Raw genomic sequence first — 16,908 nt, 5'->3', positions numbered from 1 at the left:
GACAGGGCAGCAGACAAAGTATGACCTCATCCCAGCTCTTGGTGAGATTTCGTACGCGTAGATCACCTCTTTGGGGAGGTTTGGTACGCAGATCACCTCGTGGGGGAGGCTCGGAACAGTCAGGAGGACGGTGCGGTGAACGCGGCCAGGAACTGACTCAGCAACGTGGCGGAGACGTCGCGGGGCAGCGCCTCGATCAGGGCCAGCACCTGCGTCAGATCCAGATCCCCGCTCCGCCGCGCGCCGGCGGCCAGCGTGGCGGGGTCGGGAACCGGCAGGTCTGCAGGCAGCTCGACCGTGGCGCCGCGCACCTCCTCGGCGCTCTCGTGCAGCGTGGCGGTCAGAGCGGGCAGGACCCCGGCCGTGGCCGGCGTGATCGTCAGGTGCGTCGAGCGGGGGAGCCACGACCCGTCGGTCTGCTGCAGGGCCGGCTGGCCCTGCAGGATGAATCCGCGCCGGGCCGAGGCAGCCGCCCACAGGTGCGGGTGGACGCGGTCCTCGGCGGGGACCGTCTCGTCTGCCACGACGGCCAGGAGCGGGCCGGCGGGCTCACCGAGGACCCGGAGGCCCGTGATCTGGTCCAGGCACCGGGTGACCTCGGTGGTCGCGGCCACCATCTGCCGGGTCAGATCCGTGTATCCCGACACTCCTAGCGCCGTGGTGACCGCCCAGGCCGCTGCCAGCGAGGTCGCCGAGCGGGACCCCAGGATCGTGGGGTTCACCACGGGATATCCCGGCCAGTCGGTCAGCGCGAAGTAGCGCTCCAGATCGAGCTCCCGGTCGGCGAAGAGCAGCAGCGAGGCGCCCTTGGGGGCATAGCCAAACTTGTGCAGATCGGCCGAGATGCTGCTGACGCCGGGCACCCGGAAGTCCCACTCCGGCGCCGCCACGCCGCCGGCCTCGGCCCAGAACGGCAGCACCAGGCCGCCGATGCAGGCATCGACGTGGCACGGGACACCCCGCTCGGCAGCCGCGGCGGCCACCTCGACAACCGGGTCGAGCACCCCGTGCGGATAGCTCGGTGCGGAGACGACCACCAGGGCCGTCCGCTCATCCAGTCGGCCGATCAGGTCGCGACCGTCGGGCACCCCGGTGACCGGGTCGACGGGCACCACCTCCAGGTCCAGCCCCAGATAGTGCGCTGCCTTGTGGAAGGCCGCGTGCGCAGATGCCGGCAGCACCAGGCGCGGGCGGCCATCTGCCGGACCTGCTGCCGCCCACCGGTCTCGGGCGGCCTTGACCGCGAGCAGGCAGCTCTCGGTCCCCCCGGAGGTCACGGAGCCGACCGCCTCGGACCCATGCAGGATGGTCCGCCCGAAGCTGACCAGGTCTGCCTCCATCAGGGCCACGGAGGGGAAGGTCGTCGGGTCCAGACCGTTGACCGGCAGCGCGAGTTGGACGGCACGGCCCGCGAGCTCGTCGAGCTCGGCCAGGCCGCTGTCATAGACATAGGAGAGCACCGACCCGCCATGGGTCGGTGCGTCCAGGGAGCGGTATGCCGACAGCTGGGCCAGCACTGCCCCGGCATCGAGGGCAGGGGTGAAGTGGGGATCGGGCCGGTCCTGCGTCATGGGCTCACCTTCGCGCTCGTCGGGGAGTGGATCGGGTCACGGTAGGACCGCAGCACCACCAGGCTCATGCCCACCAGGGCGGCGGGGATCACGGAGAAGGCCAGCACGATCAGCAGGTGCGCCGCGTCCGGCTGGGAGAGGACGACGTCACCGGTGCTGGAGCGAAAGCCACCCACGGCGAGCAGGAGCAGCACGACGGCCGGCCCCAGCGCCATCCCTGCCGTCTCCCCGGCGGTCCACAGCCCGCTCATCGCGCCACCCCGCTCCCGGCCCGCCGCGCTGATCACGTCAGGCAGCATCGCCAACGGGAACAGCTGCATGCCGGCATAACCCACGCCGGCCAGCGCCACCGGCAGGTACACCCACCAGCCCGGTGCCCAGACCAGGGCGATCAGGCTGAGGCTGGCCAGCGCGAACAGGAGCGACGCGAGCGCGAACGCGCTGCGCTTGCCCTCGCGTGCGGCATACCGGGCCCACCACGGCATGACCAGCAGGGCCGGCCCGACGAGGGCGACGAACAGGAAGGTCAGGGCGGCCTGGTCATCGAGGGTGTAGGTCGCGACATACTGCGCTGCGGCCAGCATCACCCCGGTGGCCAGTGCCTGCAGGACGAAGACGATCAGCAGCACCCGATAGCTCGGCAGCTCCCGCAGCGCCGCAACCCCGGCCCGATACTCCGCAAATTTTGCGGAGGTTCTGCCCGGCTCCTGCGCAGTGGGGAGGGTTGGTTCGTGCCCCTCAGCCGCGCCCCGCACCCCGAGCACCGTGGCGAGCATCCCGGCCAGCAGCAACACCGCGATGACGACCCCCATCACCAGATAGCCACCCGCGTCGCCCCCGGCGCCGTCGCGCAGCGCCGGTCCCCCCGCTCCCACGAGGAGGATGGCCAGGGCCAGCACCGCGATGCGCCACGCCATCAGCCGGGTGCGCTCGGCATAGTCGCCGGTCAGGTCCGCGGGCAGGGCGATATAGGGCACCTGGAACAGGCTGAACGAGCTGGTGGCGAGGACGAAGAAGACCAACACCCACACCCCCGCGAGAGCCGGGGACAGCCCACCCGGCGCGGCAAACATCCCGATGAAGCCGACCGGCAGGGTCAGCGCCCCGAGCGCCATCAGCCGGGTCCGGGTGCGGCGGGTGCGCGCCTCCCGGTCGCTGAGCGCGCCGATCGCAGGGTCAATCAGCACGTCCCACACCTTGGGCACGATCACCACGAGGGCAGCGAGGGCGGCGGGGACGGCGAGGGTGTCGGTGAGGTAGTAGGCCAGCACCAGCCCCGGCAGCGTCCCGAACCCGCCCGTTCCGACGCTCCCGGCGGCATAACCTGCCACGGCACGACGCGGTATGCGGTCACTCACCGTGGCTGTCATGGCGGCACCCTAGCGGGGGGAGAGGCGGGTCGGGCGGGCTTCGTGAGCGCACGGCATACTGACTCGATCCCACCTCAAGGAGAGTCATGAAGGTTGCAGTCGTCGGAACCGGCTATGTGGGGCTGTCCAACGCGGTCGTGCTGGCCCAGCACCACGAGGTCGTGGCGCTAGACATCAACGAGGCCAAGGTCGAGCAGCTCAACAACCGGGTCAGCCCGATCGTCGATCCCGAGCTCCAGGACTATCTGTCCACCCGCGAGCTGAACCTGCAGGCCACCACGGACCCTGCCCAGGCCTATGACGGTGCGGAGTGGGTCGTGATCGCCACGCCGACCGACTACGACACCGACACCAACTTCTTCGACACCTCCAGCGTGGAGGCGGTCCTGCGCGGCGTGCTCACGCACAACCCGGGGGCCACGGTGGTCATCAAGTCCACCATCCCCGTCGGCTTCACCGAGCGGCTGCGCCAGAAGCACCCCGGCACCACGATCCTGTTCTCCCCGGAGTTCCTGCGCGAGGGCCGGGCGCTCTACGACAACCTGCACCCCTCCCGGATCATCGTGGGAGACACCGGGGAGAAGGGCCGCCGGTTCGCCGAGATGCTCCTCGAGGGCGCCCAGGACAAGGAGGTGCCGGTCCTGCTCACCGGGCCGACCGAGGCCGAGGCGATCAAGCTGTTCGCCAACACCTACCTGGCGATGCGGGTGGCCTACTTCAACGAGCTCGACACCTATGCGCTCACCCGCGGCCTGGACACCCAGCAGATCATCGAGGGCGTCGGGCTGGACCCCCGCATCGGTGCCCACTACAACAACCCGTCCTTCGGCTACGGCGGCTACTGCCTGCCCAAGGACACCCGTCAGCTGCTCGCCAACTATGGCGACGTGCCGCAGACCCTGATCACGGCGATCGTGGATGCCAACACCACCCGGATGGACTTCGTCGCCTCCGACATCCTGGCGCGCGCACCGCAGACCGTGGGCATCTACCGCCTCATCATGAAGGCGGGCTCGGACAACTTCCGGGCCTCCAGCATCCAGGGTGTGATGTCCCGGCTGCAGGCGCGCGGCGTGGAGGTGGTCATCTATGAGCCGACGCTGGGGGAGCCGACCTTCCAGGGCTGCCGGGTGATTGCCGACATCGAGGAGTTCAACGCGGTGACGGACGTGATCGTGGCCAATCGGCTCGACGCCTCGACCGCCATCTTCGGCGACAAGCTCTACACCCGCGACCTCTACAGCCGGGACTGACCAGGCCGTATGCCGTGGGGCGGGGTCGCGTGCCCCGCCCCACGGCATACGGCACCCGGCCCTGCCTCAGACGCCGATCGGCTCGGGTCGTGCGTCGGGCTCGCGGTGGGTCTCGGGCAGCGTCGGCTCTCCGGGGTGCACGTCCTCGGGTCGCTCGTCGATCTTGACGAGGACGACACCGGTCAGGATCAGCAGGCCGCCCACGAACTGGATCGTCGCGGGCATCTGCCCCAGCAGCACCCAGGCCCAGACGAAAGCGAACATCACCTCGGTCAGGCCCACGAACGAGGCTAGCTTGGACCCCAGCCGTCGCGTGGCGGCGATGCCGGTGGCGTAGGAGAAGGCCGCGGCCACGATGCCGAGCAACAGGATTGCAGCCCACCACGGCACCGAGAGGCTGGCCAGCTGCACGTCGGCCGTGGCCGTGGTCATCGGCACGATCCCGACCAGACCCGCAGCGATCAGCGCGAGGGTGCCAATGGTGAGACCGCCGGTGGCCAGCACCAGCGGCGGCAGCCCGGTGCTGTCATCGGCAGAGACGACAAAGTAGACGGCCAGTCCGATCGCGGCGCACAGGCCCCACAGGACGCCGATCAGGTCCACGTCCACAGCACCAAAGACATCCAGGACGAAGACCAGGCCGGCCACCGCGACCGCTGCCCCGACGACGGTGAGCGGGCGGGGCCGCTGACCGTGCCGTGCCCAGAGCCAGCCCACCACGAGGATGATGCCGAGGTACTCCAGCAGCAGCGCCACGGCCACCGAGATGCGGTCCACCGCCAGGAAGTAGCTGAGCTGGCAGGCCGCCACGGCCAGCAGGCCGAACAACGCCATGCTGACCCAGCCGCGCCGCATCAGGTGCCAGCGCCCACGCATCATCAGCAGGCCGGGCAGCAGCAGCACGAGAGAGGCCACACCGACCCGCCACGTCACGGCTGCGCCCGGGGACCAGCCCGACTCCAGCAGACCCTTGGCCAGGGAGCCAGAGGTGGCGAAGGTCAGCGCCGACAGGAGCGCGAAGGCGAGGCCGATGACAGTGCGGGAGCGCATGGGAGGTCCTCCTCACGAGGGTGGGGGTGAAGACCCTGGCATCGTCGTCATGGGTCAAGAAGGGCTAGACTGATGACGGTACGCCCTTTCGACGTCAGGAGTCAAGATGATTTTTGCTCATGACACCGAGGTGTCTCTCGCGTCAACGGTGGCACTGATCAACACGGCCCACCCGCCGCAGGGGCTGGCGAGCCGTGAGGAGCTCGAGGACTTCGTCACCGAGTGGCAGTGGACCGGGAGCCGGACCCACGACGAGGCCGAGTTCCGCCAGGTGCTGGACCTGCGGGAGCGGCTGGGGCGGCTGTGGCTGTCCGAGCAGGAGGCGATGGTGGAGGAGGTCAACCTGCTGCTGCGGGACTGCCGGGCCCTGCCCCAACTGGTCCGCCACGACGAGTGGGACTGGCACCTGCACGCGACCCGTGACGATCAGCCACTGGGGGAGCGGATGGCGGTGGAGGCGGCGATGGCGCTGGTCGATGTCATCCGCTCGGGTGAGACCGAGCGGATGGCGGTGTGCGCTGCCGACGACTGCGACAACGTGCTGGTGGACCTGTCCCGTAACCGGTCCCGGCGCTACTGCGACGCCGGGTGCACCAACCGGATGGCCGCCCAGGCCTACCGTGCTCGACGCAACAAGGCGTGACGCGCGACGGCGACGGCTCTGCAACAAAGTATAACGAGTATAACGCGATCAACGGTGTATAACAGGTATAACAGCACGAAGAGAGGGGGCACCGTTGTCTCGCGCCAACCCGTTTCGCCCCGGCTTTGGTGTCTCTCCCCGGGTCCTTGCCGGCCGGGACGAGTTGCTTGAGGAGTTTGACACCGCCCTGGACGAGGGCCCGGGGTCGCCCCTGCGGTCCGTGCTCGTCAGCGGTGCCCGAGGGATGGGCAAGACGGTCATCCTCAACGAGCTGGAGGAGGCGGCGCGGGTGCGGGGATGGCTGGTCGTCCGCCTTCCCGAGACCGGCGACCTGGTGGAGGAGCTGGTGTCCACCGCCCTGCCGATGCTCCTCGCCGAGCACGACGGTGAGCGTGCCGTCCGCCGACGGCTGACTGGCGCCGGGATAGCCGGGGTCGGCTCACTGTCGACGACAGCACGTGAGCGTTATGAGGTGCGGGAGACCGCGGCGACCCTGCTCGCCCGCCTCCTGGACGTCCTGGCAGGGCACGACACCGGCCTGCTCTTCACCCTCGATGAGCTGCAGGCGGTGGACCGTGAGTCGGTCGCGGCCTTTGCCGCGCTCTATCAGCACCTGGTCCGGGACGAGCGGGATGTGGCGCTCGCCGCTGCCGGGCTGCCCGTGGGGGTCGGCAAGCTCCTGCAGCACCGCGGCACGACCTTTCTCCGGCGCGCCGAGCGGGTGCAGCTTGGCCCGCTGAGCACGACTGAGGTGATCGACGCGCTGCGGCGCACCGTCACCGAGGCTGGAGGAGTCGTCAGCGAGGACGCCCTCCTCACTCTCGCGGAGGTCATCCACGGCTATCCCTACCTCCTCCAACTGGCCGGCTACCGAGCCTGGCGTGACGCGGACCGTGAGCCGATCACGGTCGCCCATGCCCGGGCGACCCTGCCCGTCCTGTCCGAGCGCATGGGCAGGCTGGTGCACGAGCCGGCGCTGCGTGACCTGCCACAGGCCCAGCGCTCCTATCTGGAGGCCATGTCGCTCGATGACGGCCCGTCCTCCACTGGTGCGGTCGCAGCTCGGCTGGGACTGACGGCCCAGCACGCCAACGTCTTCCGGACCCGCCTGATCGAGCGGGAGCTGATCACGCCGACCGGTCACGGGCGCGTGGACTACGCCCTGCCCTACCTGCGCGATCACCTGCGCCGCCTGGCCGCCACGGAGTGAACCGCACGTCCCCGACCGAGCGCGCGGCGCGCGACAGGGCGTGCCCTACTCTGCGGTGGTGGACCCTGAGCACGCCGACCTGACCCCCGCCACCCGTGCCGTCGCACTCGGGCGGCCCGAGCGCTCACCGGGAGCGCCGGTCGGCCCGCCGGTCACCTTTACCTCCACCTATATCGCTGACGGACCGGTGAACTATGCCCGGGTGGGCAATCCGACGTGGACCGTGCTGGAGGAGGTGCTCGGCGGCTTGGAGGGTGGCGATGCGCTGGCCTTCGCCTCGGGCCTGGCAGCCATCGACGCCGTGCTGACCTTGGTGCCACCGGCCGGTCGGGTCATCGCACCCGGGCACTCCTACAACGGCACCACCGGACTGCTGCGGGAGTATGCCGACCAGGGTCGCCTCGAGGTGGTCAGCCTCGATATCTCGGACACGGCTGCCGTGGTGTCGGCGCTGGACGGGCTGCAGCCTGGCCGCGACCTGCTCTATATCGAGTCACCCACCAACCCGATGATGGAGGTCGCCGACCTCCCCGTGCTGATCGACGAGGCGCGGGCCCGCGGCATACTCACCGCGGTCGACAACACCTTCGCCACCCCGCTGCTTCAGACGCCCCTCGCAGACGGTGCCGACATCGTGGTCCACTCCGCGACGAAGTATCTCTCCGGCCACTCCGACGTGCTCCTGGGTGCGGTCGTGACGGCGCCGACCGAGCGGGGCAGGGAAGTGCACCAGCGAGTCCTCGCGCGCCGGTCCCTGCACGGCGCGATCCCCGGCCCGATGGAGGCGTGGATCGTGCTGCGGGGTGTCCGCACCCTCGCGGTGCGGCTCGAGCGGGCTGCGGCGAACGCCCGAGCGCTCGTGGAGCGGCTGGAGGCCCACCCGGGCGTGACCCGGGTGCGTTATCCGGGTCTCGGTGCGATGATCGCGATCGAGGTCGGTCACGGCCCGGCGGCTGCTGACCGGGTGTGTGCCGCGGTCCGGCTGTGGACCCACTCGACGAGCCTGGGCGGCGTGGAGTCTCAGCTCGAACGCCGTCGCGCACAGCCACTCGAGGTGTCCACGGTGCCCGAGGAGCTGATCCGGTTGTCGGTCGGGATCGAGGATGTCGAGGACCTGTGGCGCGACCTGGCGCAGGCGCTCGACCAGGCCTGACTCGCCGCCTGCTCGCTTGCTAGCAATCTAGGTAGATGCTAGCGTTCTCGTCATGCCCGATGACAAAGCACAGTTCAACGTCTATCTGCCCAAGGACCTCATCCGCGAGATCAAGCACCGTGGGGTCGACGAGGGCATCAGCATGTCGGCCCTGATCGAAAAGATCGTCCGCGACTACCTGGAGGAGAAGTCATGATCTGCGCGCGCCCGATCCGTTTCACCGCAGACCTCGCGGCCCACCGGCGCTACCTGGACGCGCTCGGTGCCACCCGGGTCACCACCGCCCCCGGCTGGGAGGTCTATGCCCTGGGGTCTGGCCGACTCGCCCTGCACGAGGCCAGCGAGCACCAGCCACCTGGGGACGTCCTGGCCTTTGGGGTCGCGGACCTCGACGAGTGGGCCCGCCGCGCGGGAGACGCCGGGCTGCCCTTCGAGGTCGGCCAGACGGATCACGGCATCGCGGCCACTGTCCGCGCGCCCGACGGCACCACCTTCACTGTTGACCCCGCGCCTGTGGCCGCGCAGCCCGCCCCCACGGAGCCCGCCCCCACGGAGTCAGCCCCCACGGAGTCAGCCCTCGCCGTGTCAGCCCTCGCCGTGCTCCCCATCTGGTACACCAGCGCCGACCAGGTCGAGGGATCCAGAGAGATCGTCCGAGGGCTGGGAGCCGTCCAGCGGGTCACGGCCGACAGCGGCGTGTGGACCGACTTCACCTGTCCCGCAGGTGGTCTGGTCGCCGTGCACGCCAGCGACGACGGCCCTGACGTGGAGCTGGGGTTCGAGTTCGACGGCGACGTCGAGTCGCTCATCCCTGCGCTCAAGGCCGCTGGGATCGAGCAGGTGCTGATCGACGAGACCTACAGCAGGACCCTGCAGATCCCGGACCCGGACCGGGAGGGACGGATGCTGTGGATCAACGAGAAGCAGCAGGACCTCTACGGCTACAGCTCCAGCCAGGCACCTGCCTGATCGCGCCGCCCGCCTGCCGGCGACCACCTGACCGGGGCGCCGGCAGGGTCACGTCGCCAGCAGGTCCGCGGTGATGTCGACGATCGAGGCGGCGCCGACCAGGCCCATCGTCAGGTCCAGCTCGGCGAGCACGTTGTCGATCACGGCACTGACGCCGGCAGCGCCGTCCAGCGCCAGACCATAGACGTGCGGGCGGCCGAGCAGGCAGGCGTCCGCGCCGAGGGCCAGCGCGACGAACACGTCCGCGCCGCTGCGGATGCCGCTGTCCATCAGGACCGTGGGCTCGGGGCCGAGCGCCTCACGCACCGAGACCAGGGCGTCGAGGGCAGCCACTGACCGGTCGACCTGCCGACCGCCGTGGTTGGAGACCACGACCGCGTCGACGCCGGAGTCGAACGCGCGCCGGGCGTCGTCAGGGTGGAGCACGCCCTTGAGGACGACCGGCAAGGTGGTCCGGTCTCGCAGCGTCGCGAGGTGCTCCCACGACAGGCCCGGGTTGGAATAGATGTCGAGGAAGGTCTCCACCGCGGCCCGCGGCTCCGGTGAGCGCAGGTTGTCCCTGACGTCCCCGGGGTGCTCGCGTGACATCGACAGCAGGGAGCCGACGCCGCCGCGCACGGCCCGCGCCGTCGCCAGCGGATGGCGCGGGTCCAGCCCCAGGTCGGTCGCGCTCCGCGCGCCGGCGGCCAGTCGCTCCCGGACCAGGGCCATGAAGCGTGGGTCGGAGGTGTACTGCGCGATGCCCTGGCCGCGCGCGAACGGCAACGACCCGAGGTCGAGGTCCTGGGTGCGCCACCCCAGCATCGTGGTGTCGAGCGTGACGACCAACGCCTCGGCCCCGGCCGTCGTGGCCCGTTCGATCAGGGAGTCGACCAGCTCCTCGTCGCTGGACCAGTAGAGCTGGAACCAGAAGGGGGTGCCGGCCATCGCACGGGCCGTGTCCTCCATCGGGGACGACCCCTGGCAGGAGAGGACATAGGGGATGCCGCTGGCGTGGGCGCCCTCGGCGATCAGCAGGTCCGCGTCGGGGCGGACCAGGCCCGCGGCACCGATCGGGGCCAGCAGGAGCGGGGCAGCCAGGTCGGTGTCCAGCACTCGGGTCGTCAGGTCCCGCTCGGTCGTCCCGTGCAGGACGCGCGGCACGATGCGCCACCGGTCGAAGGCCTCGCGGTTGGCCCGCACCGTGGCCCCATCGCCCGCGCCCCCGGCGATGTAGGCCCAGGCCTTGGTGTCCAGCACCTTGCGTGCGCGCCGCTCCAGCTCCTCGGTGCTGGTGGGCACGGTCGGTGCCACGCCCAGGGTGCCGGGGCGATAGATCGCGTTCTGTCGGGTGCGGCCCCGTCCCGGGGAAAGCCCTGGCACGCTGGCGGATTCGGCGTTCATGACGTCACGCTAGCGGGGAGCACCCATCCCGCGCGACGGTCAGCCGACGCTGCCGATGACGACGTCCCATTCCCGGATCTCGACCGCGTCGAGCATGCCCTGCTGAGCGAACGGGTCCTGGCTCAGCAGGTCGCGCACCGCCTCGATCGACTCACCCTCGACGAGGATCAGCGCCTCGGGATCTCCGTCGACCAGCGGACCAGAGGCGACGACCACACCCTCCTCGGCCAGTCCGCCGAGGAACTCCCGGTGGGCGGGGCGGTGCTCATCGCGCCCAGCGGTGTCGTCGGAGTAGCGGTAGCGCACGGCATACAGGCTCATGCAGGCCAGTATGCCGCCCGGTCACCATCGCGTGCGCTGTCCAGACCTGTCGGCCTCCGCGTCAGGTCAGTTGGACGTCACATAGGTGCCGCGCACACCGTGGACCAGGTCGGCGGTCTCCTCCAGACTGCCGATCGCCGCGGCAACACCTGGCCCGCCGGCCTCCACGAACTGGCACGCGGCGTCCACCTTGGGCCCCATCGACCCGGCCGGGAACTCCAGCCGCCGCAGCTCAGCCGGCGTGGTGCGCTTGATCGGGCGGGCGTGCCCGGTGCCGAAGTCGACCTGCACGTTCTCGACGTCGGTCAGCACGAGCAGCCGGTCGGCACGCAACCGCCGGGCGATGAGGGCCGCCGACAGGTCCTTGTCGATGACGGCCTCGACGCCGCGCAGGTCACCGGTCTCGGTCCGCACGACAGGCACCCCGCCGCCGCCGGCACACACCACGATGATCGACTCCTCGAGCAGGTGGTCGATCAGCTTGGTCTCGATGATCTCCCGAGGCCGGGGTGAGGCCACCACTCGGCGCCAGTGCTCACCGTCCGCCTTGACCTGCCAGCCGTGCCGTTGCGCCAACTCGTGGGCCTGCTGCTCCTCATAGACCTCGCCGACGAACTTCGTGGGGTCGGCGAAGCCCGGGTCGTGCGCGTCCACCAGGGTCTGGTTGATGATCGAGGCAAACTGCCGGTAGGGCCGTTCGTTGCCCATCGCCTGCAGGATCCAGTAGCCGATCAACCCCTGGGTCATCGCCCCGAGCGCGTCGAACGGATAGGCCTTGGTCAGGCGGGGGTCGGCCGCCGACTCCATCGCCAGCACCCCCACCTGGGGCCCGTTGCCGTGGGTGATCACGACCTCGTGATCGTCGGTGAGTGGCGCCAGCTGCCGCACGGCCCGCCGGATGTTCTCCACCTGGGCCTCGGCGTCGGGCACCTGTCCGCGCTGCAGGAGGGCGTTGCCACCCAGCGCCACCACGATCCGCATGAGGAGAGCGTATGTCGAGTGCCTCCCTCACTCGTCGGTGGCACGATGAGCGGATGCGAGCCTTCTTTGCGGTGCTGCCACCCCCCGAGGTACTGGAGGATCTCGCCGCCTATCTGGAGCCCCGCCGCGACGCCGACACCGAGCGGACCTGGCGCTGGACCCGCACCCACCACCTGCACCTGACCCTCGCCTTCCTGGGCGAGCTGCCGGAGCACCGTGAGGAGGAGCTGGTCACCGCGGCTAAGGAGTGGGCGGCCCGGCAACACCCCGTGCGTATGTCGTGGGGCCGGTCTGGCGCCTTCCCTGACCCGGGCGGGGCGAAGGTCATCTGGATCGGCGTGACGCCGGAGGACGCCGGTCGTGACCTGAGTGCCTGGTCACGTGCCCTGCGCGACCTGTCGAGTCATGCCGGGGCGGACGTGGACGGGCAGCGGTTCACGCCCCACATCACCGTGGCGCGCTCCCCGCGGCGGGTTCCCGCCGGTCGCTGGGTGCAGGCTCTGGACGCCTACGAGTCCCCGGAGTTCCTCGTCGAGGAGGTCGCCCTCGTGCAGTCCCACCTCGGCGGGCCAGGGCGCTCGGTGCGTTACGAGATCCGGCACACCCTCCCCCTGGGGGCCTAGATGGACGCCACGCGCTACACCCACGGACACGAGGCGGCGGTGCTGGCCTCCCACGCGCAACGCACCGCTGAGAACTCGGCGCACTACCTACTGCCCGTGCTCACCGCCGGGCTGAGCGTGCTCGACGTCGGGTGCGGCCCCGGCACCATCACCCTTGACCTGGCCGAGCACGTCTCTCCGGGAACCGTGGTGGGTCTCGACGCGGTGGAGGAGCCACTGACCGCCGCCCGCCAGACAGCGGACCAGCGCGGGGACCGGCACACCGAGTTCCAGGTGGGGTCGGTCGTGGACCTGCCCTTCGACGCCGACAGCTTTGACGTCGTGCACGCCCACCAGGTGCTCCAGCACCTCACCGACCCGGTGCGGGCCCTCACCGAGATGGCCCGGGTCTGCCGGCCGGACGGGTGGGTCGCGGCCCGCGACGCCGACTACGCGGCCATGGCCTGGCACCCGCAGCTCCCCGAGCTGGAGGAGTGGCGCGGCCTTTATCGGGCGATGGCCGGGCCAACGGGGCGGAGCCTGACGCCGGGCGCCGGATGCGGTCGTGGGCCCAGTCCGCAGGTCTGACCGACGTCCGCTTCACCGCCAGCGTGTGGAACTACGCCGACGCGCAGACTTGCCACTGGTGGGGACACAGCCAGGCCGACCGGGTCCTCGGGGCGGTCTTCGCCGCGCAGAGCGCCGAGCACGGGGTGAGCAGCGCGGACCGGGAGCGGCTGGCGCAGGGCTGGCGCCGCTGGGCCGATGCTCCCGACGCGTGGTTTGCGATTCTCCACGGAGAACTGCTGGCCCGGCCGGGATCCGCCCCTCAGCCCGGACCAGCCTGACCAGAGGGACAGAGAGCCAAGACCAGTCAGAGCACAGGGTCGAAGGCTTGGCACGACCCGTCTTAGAGCCGCTTTCGTCTCTTACAGCTGGCTGCAACCGGCTGCAAGATCGCTTTCCGGCTCCAAGACAAGCGGCGGTGGGTGGCGGCCACTGGTGCGCAGCGACTCTCACTCTGCAGGGGTCGGTGTGATCGGTGTCGTCTCGACGCCCAGCTCGGGGCCACAGGTGCGCCCCTCCTCGGCGGGGGCGGCCACCCGGTTGCCGTTGATGATGGTGACATTGTCAAACTGCGGACGCCCGGACACCAGGTTGCGGTAGGTGTAGCGGGTCAGCGACTGCACGGAGCAGTCCGTGCCGAAGGACAGGATGTCGAAGGCGTAGGGTTGGCCGACCAGCTCACCGGCGGTGTCGTCGCCCTCCTGGGTCTGCGGGACCTGGAAGTGGTTGACCAGCCCGCCCCCGGAGAAGGTGCCCATCTGGATGTGGTTGTCGTTGAGTGCCGGACTGTGCATGTGACCGTTGACCGTCACAGCCCCCGTCTCCAGCTGGTCCAGCCCGAAGGGCTGGTGGGAGGCCAGGATGTCCGGCAGCGGCCACCCCTGCGTCGCGGTGGCGAACCGCTCGGCCGCCACCTCCTGCTCCGCCTTGAAATCGACCCCGACCTGAGCGAAGTAGCGCCAGTCGTTGTAGCCGGTAATCCGCACCCCATCGATCGTGGCCTCGACAAACTCCCCGTCGGTGGGCTCGAGCAGGATCACGTTGGGAATCTGGTCGAGGCGCCGCAGCACCGCCTCGTCGGTGCGATAGAGCGCGTCGTGGTTGCCGCGGACAAAGACATAGGGCACGCCCAAGTCCTCGATGGCGGTGTAGATCCCGGCGAGTTCACCCTCCTGGGGGCGACCGAAGTTGACCAGGTCGCCGGTGTCGATGACGGCGGTGATCTGCTCGTCCTGCACGATCTGCTGGATCAGCGGGTAGTAGTTCATCCCGTGCATGTCCGAGATCAGCAGGAACCGGGCACCCGGTTGCGCGGCGGTCTCGGCGGGGACGAACTCCTGCTGCAGCGCGTCGGACAGGGCCAGCAGATTCTGCACATAGGGCGTGGCTTTTTGCGCCTGACCCTGGATGTCGGTGAACAGCCCGCTGTTGGACCGCACGGTGCCCAGCAGGCTGGTCGCCTCGTAGGCCGCGAAATTAGCGGTGCGATAGGTCGTCACCGCAGCGAGGGAGGGCACCGTGACGGCCAGCGCGGTCGCGGTGCCGATCGCGATGACGGGGTGGCGCCAGGGCGGCCGCGAGCGGCCGGTCAGATACAACCCGACGACCGCAGCCTGGGTGAGCAGCACCCCGCCGACAAACTTCAGGCCCAGCTCCCGCAGGCCGCTCTCCATCGCCGCACGGACCTCACCGTCCTCGGGGGTCAGCTCGGCTACATCCACCCGTCCCTGGGTGAACAGGTCAGTGATCTCCTCCTTGACCTGCAGCCGGGCCTCGATGCCTGGGGCCGGCAGCGCGCCGGCAAAGTGCATGTCGATGTCACCGAAGACCGTCGGGGCGTGCACCACGGACGTCTGCAGGAGCGAGGGAGTAACTCGCACGGTGGCGCGGAAGTTGTCCGTCTCGGTGCTGATCGGCCACAGGTTTGTGGTGATCATGCCGCCCAGATAGCCGACGAGAGCCAGGATCAGCACGGTCAGCACAGCCCGCAGTCGACCGCGCCACGGGTGAGGTGGGGCGTCGCTGCGTGGCACGGGCCCCGTTTCAGGCGTCGCATCTGGCGCTTCAGTCATCGCGTCTGGAATCTTAGGGGCCAAGGATGAGGATTGCGTGACGACGGAGGAGTGAGAGGTCGATGGTTGCTCAGCAGGACGCCGATGTGATCGTGGTGGGGGCCGGGCTGGCCGGGTTGGTGGCGACCGCGGAGCTGGTCCAGGCGGGCCGCTCGGTGATCCTGGTCGACCAGGAGTCGACCGAGCACCTGGGGGGACAGGCCTGGTGGTCCTTCGGAGGTCTCTTCCTGGTGGGCAGTCCGGAGCAGCGCCGGATGGGCATCAAGGACAGTTTTGAGCTGGCCTGGCGGGACTGGCGCGGCACCGCCGGGTTCGACCGGCTCGAGGACGAGGACAGCTGGGCGGTGCGCTGGGCGCAGGCCTATGTCGAGTGGGCCGCGGGGGAGAAGCGGGCCTGGTTGCACGAGCAGGGCGTCCGCTTCTTCCCCGTGGTCGGGTGGGCCGAGCGCGGGGACGGCACCGCCGACGGGCACGGCAACGGGGTGCCCCGCTTCCACATCACCTGGGGCACCGGGCCGGGCATCGTCGCCCCCTTCGAGGCCGTATGCCGACAGGCCGCCTCCGAGGGTCGTCTCACCCTGGCCGGCCGGCACCGGGTGACCGAGCTGGTCACCACCGACGGCACCGTCACCGGGGTGCGCGGCGAGGTGCTGGCCACCGACGGTGCGCAGCGTGGGGCGCGCAGCACCCGCAGCGTGGTTGACCACTTCGAGCACTCGGCGCAGGCCGTGGTGGTCACCTCCGGCGGCATCGGGCACAACCTCGACCTGGTCCGCGAGTACTGGCCGTCCCGACTGGGCACACCCCCGGCGGAGGAGAACATGGTGGCGGGCGTGCCGGCATACGTCGACGGCTCGATGCTGCCCCTGGTCGAGGGGGCCGGTGCGCGGCTGGTCAACCGGGACCGGATGTGGCACTACGTGGAGGGGATTGAGAACCACTCACCGGTCTGGGAGCGGCACGGCATCCGCATCCTGCCGGGGCCCTCGTCGCTGTGGTTGGACGCGGAGGGCAACCGGCTGCCCGCGCCGCTGTATCCCGGTTTCGACACGCTCGGCACCCTGGCTCACCTGCGGCAGACCGGGCACGACTACTCGTGGTTCATCCTCACCCAGGCGGTGATCGAGAAGGAGTTTGCGCTCTCCGGCTCGGAGCAGAACCCGGACCTGACGGGCAAGAGCGTGGCGCAGGTGCTGGGTCGGGTGCGACCCGGTGCTCCCGGGCCGGTGCAGCGCTTCATCGATGACGGTGTCGACTTCGTCACCGGTTTCTCGGTCGAGGAGCTGGTGGAGGAGATGAATGGGCTGACCGGAGACCAGCTGCTGGTGGCCAGCCGGGTCCGGGCGATGATCGAGGCACGGGATGCCGAGCTGGAGAACGACTTCGGCAAGGACGCCCAGATCGCGCTGATCCGCGCGGCCCGGCGTTATCGCGGCGACAAGCTGATCCGCACTGCTTCCCTGCACCGGTTCCTCGACATCGAGAAGGGGCCGTTGCACGCGGTGCGGCTGCGGATCCTGACCCGCAAGACCCTGGGTGGGGTGCAGACCGACCTGGGGTCGCGGGCGCTGGGCATCGACGGTGCACCCGTGCCGGGGCTGTATGCCGCGGGCGAGGTCGCCGGATTCGGCGGCGGTGGCGTGCACGGCTACCGGTCGTTGGAGGGCACTTTCCTGGGCGGGTGCCTGTTCAGCGGGCGAGCCGCAGGACGGACCGTCCACGCCGACCTGGGCTAGCCCCCCAGCCAGCCCAGCCCTGCGCCG

The 16,908-nt window shown here is 70.2% G+C and carries 15 protein-coding genes and 1 pseudogene; 9 read left to right on the top strand and 7 right to left on the bottom strand.

Annotation, left to right across the window (positions count from 1 at the left end; genetic code table 11):
• Window positions 1-119: 119 nt before the first annotated feature.
• Complete coding sequence (locus tag FNH13_RS00210; protein ID WP_143781591.1) at window positions 120-1,571, bottom strand: pyridoxal phosphate-dependent decarboxylase family protein; 1,452 nt, start codon at window positions 1,569-1,571, stop codon at window positions 120-122.
• On the bottom strand, window positions 1,568-2,941 hold the full coding sequence (locus FNH13_RS00205) for an MFS transporter (protein WP_143781590.1): 1,374 nt from the start codon (window positions 2,939-2,941) through the stop codon (window positions 1,568-1,570). The genes FNH13_RS00210 and FNH13_RS00205 overlap by 4 nt, the downstream gene beginning before the upstream one ends.
• A gap of 86 nt (window positions 2,942-3,027) precedes the next feature.
• Here FNH13_RS00205 and FNH13_RS00200 point away from each other — a divergent pair, with 86 nt between their 5' ends.
• The gene (locus FNH13_RS00200) at window positions 3,028-4,194 is read left to right on the top strand and encodes a nucleotide sugar dehydrogenase (protein ID WP_143781589.1); all 1,167 of its coding nucleotides are present in this window, start codon (window positions 3,028-3,030) and stop codon (window positions 4,192-4,194) included.
• A 66-nt stretch (window positions 4,195-4,260) separates the two neighbouring features.
• Here FNH13_RS00200 and FNH13_RS00195 read toward each other — a convergent pair whose 3' ends face one another.
• A complete protein-coding gene (locus FNH13_RS00195) occupies window positions 4,261-5,244 on the bottom strand; it encodes an EamA family transporter (protein WP_143781588.1) in 984 nt (327 codons plus the stop codon).
• A gap of 106 nt (window positions 5,245-5,350) precedes the next feature.
• On the opposite strand from FNH13_RS00195, the gene FNH13_RS00190 reads away from it, so the two are divergent.
• The 5 genes from FNH13_RS00190 (at window position 5,351) to FNH13_RS00170 (ending at window position 9,219) form a co-directional block, all read left to right on the top strand.
• The gene (locus tag FNH13_RS00190; protein ID WP_143781587.1) at window positions 5,351-5,887 is read left to right on the top strand and encodes a CGNR zinc finger domain-containing protein; all 537 of its coding nucleotides are present in this window, start codon (window positions 5,351-5,353) and stop codon (window positions 5,885-5,887) included.
• A gap of 94 nt (window positions 5,888-5,981) precedes the next feature.
• Window positions 5,982-7,097 carry an ATP-binding protein gene (locus tag FNH13_RS00185; protein ID WP_165699948.1) on the top strand — a complete coding sequence of 372 codons (1,116 nt, stop codon included), beginning with the start codon at window positions 5,982-5,984 and terminating at the stop codon, window positions 7,095-7,097.
• 58 nt (window positions 7,098-7,155) lie between these two features.
• Window positions 7,156-8,250, top strand: a complete 1,095-nt coding sequence (locus tag FNH13_RS00180) for a trans-sulfuration enzyme family protein (protein WP_143781585.1) — start codon at window positions 7,156-7,158, stop codon at window positions 8,248-8,250.
• Between the two features lie 52 nt (window positions 8,251-8,302).
• Entirely contained in the window at window positions 8,303-8,446 is a 144-nt protein-coding gene (locus FNH13_RS00175; protein ID WP_143781584.1) for a ribbon-helix-helix domain-containing protein, read from the top strand.
• Window positions 8,443-9,219, top strand: coding sequence for a VOC family protein (locus FNH13_RS00170; RefSeq protein WP_143781583.1), 777 nt, complete (start codon window positions 8,443-8,445; stop codon window positions 9,217-9,219). Before FNH13_RS00175 ends, FNH13_RS00170 begins: the two co-directional genes overlap by 4 nt.
• A 48-nt stretch (window positions 9,220-9,267) precedes the next feature.
• Here the strand turns inward: FNH13_RS00170 and FNH13_RS00165 are convergent, their stop codons facing one another.
• The 3 genes from FNH13_RS00165 to FNH13_RS00155 all read right to left on the bottom strand — a co-directional run bounded on the left by FNH13_RS00165 (window position 9,268) and on the right by FNH13_RS00155 (window position 11,904).
• The gene (locus FNH13_RS00165) at window positions 9,268-10,602 is read right to left on the bottom strand and encodes an alpha-hydroxy-acid oxidizing protein (RefSeq protein ID WP_143781582.1); all 1,335 of its coding nucleotides are present in this window, start codon (window positions 10,600-10,602) and stop codon (window positions 9,268-9,270) included.
• Window positions 10,603-10,641: 39 nt separating this feature from the next.
• The gene (locus tag FNH13_RS00160; RefSeq protein WP_143781581.1) at window positions 10,642-10,923 is read right to left on the bottom strand and encodes a YciI family protein; all 282 of its coding nucleotides are present in this window, start codon (window positions 10,921-10,923) and stop codon (window positions 10,642-10,644) included.
• Window positions 10,924-10,989: 66 nt separating this feature from the next.
• Complete coding sequence (locus tag FNH13_RS00155) at window positions 10,990-11,904, bottom strand: carbamate kinase (protein ID WP_143781580.1); 915 nt, start codon at window positions 11,902-11,904, stop codon at window positions 10,990-10,992.
• An 11-nt stretch (window positions 11,905-11,915) separates the two neighbouring features.
• Here FNH13_RS00155 and thpR point away from each other — a divergent pair, with 11 nt between their 5' ends.
• A complete protein-coding gene (thpR, locus tag FNH13_RS00150) occupies window positions 11,916-12,527 on the top strand; it encodes an RNA 2',3'-cyclic phosphodiesterase (RefSeq protein ID WP_143781579.1) in 612 nt (203 codons plus the stop codon).
• A pseudogene (locus FNH13_RS00145) lies at window positions 12,528-13,354 on the top strand (methyltransferase domain-containing protein).
• Between the two features lie 168 nt (window positions 13,355-13,522).
• Here FNH13_RS00145 and FNH13_RS00140 read toward each other — a convergent pair.
• A complete protein-coding gene (locus tag FNH13_RS00140; protein WP_165699947.1) occupies window positions 13,523-15,055 on the bottom strand; it encodes a metallophosphoesterase family protein in 1,533 nt (510 codons plus the stop codon).
• A 152-nt stretch (window positions 15,056-15,207) separates the two neighbouring features.
• On the opposite strand from FNH13_RS00140, the gene FNH13_RS00135 reads away from it, so the two are divergent.
• On the top strand, window positions 15,208-16,881 hold the full coding sequence (locus tag FNH13_RS00135; protein WP_143781577.1) for an FAD-binding dehydrogenase: 1,674 nt from the start codon (window positions 15,208-15,210) through the stop codon (window positions 16,879-16,881).
• The last annotated feature ends 27 nt before the right edge of the window (window positions 16,882-16,908 follow it).

It is taken from the genome of Ornithinimicrobium ciconiae (assembly GCF_007197575.1).
Classification (GTDB): domain Bacteria; phylum Actinomycetota; class Actinomycetes; order Actinomycetales; family Dermatophilaceae; genus Ornithinicoccus; species Ornithinicoccus ciconiae.
This window is presented reverse-complemented; position numbering and strand designations above follow the sequence as displayed.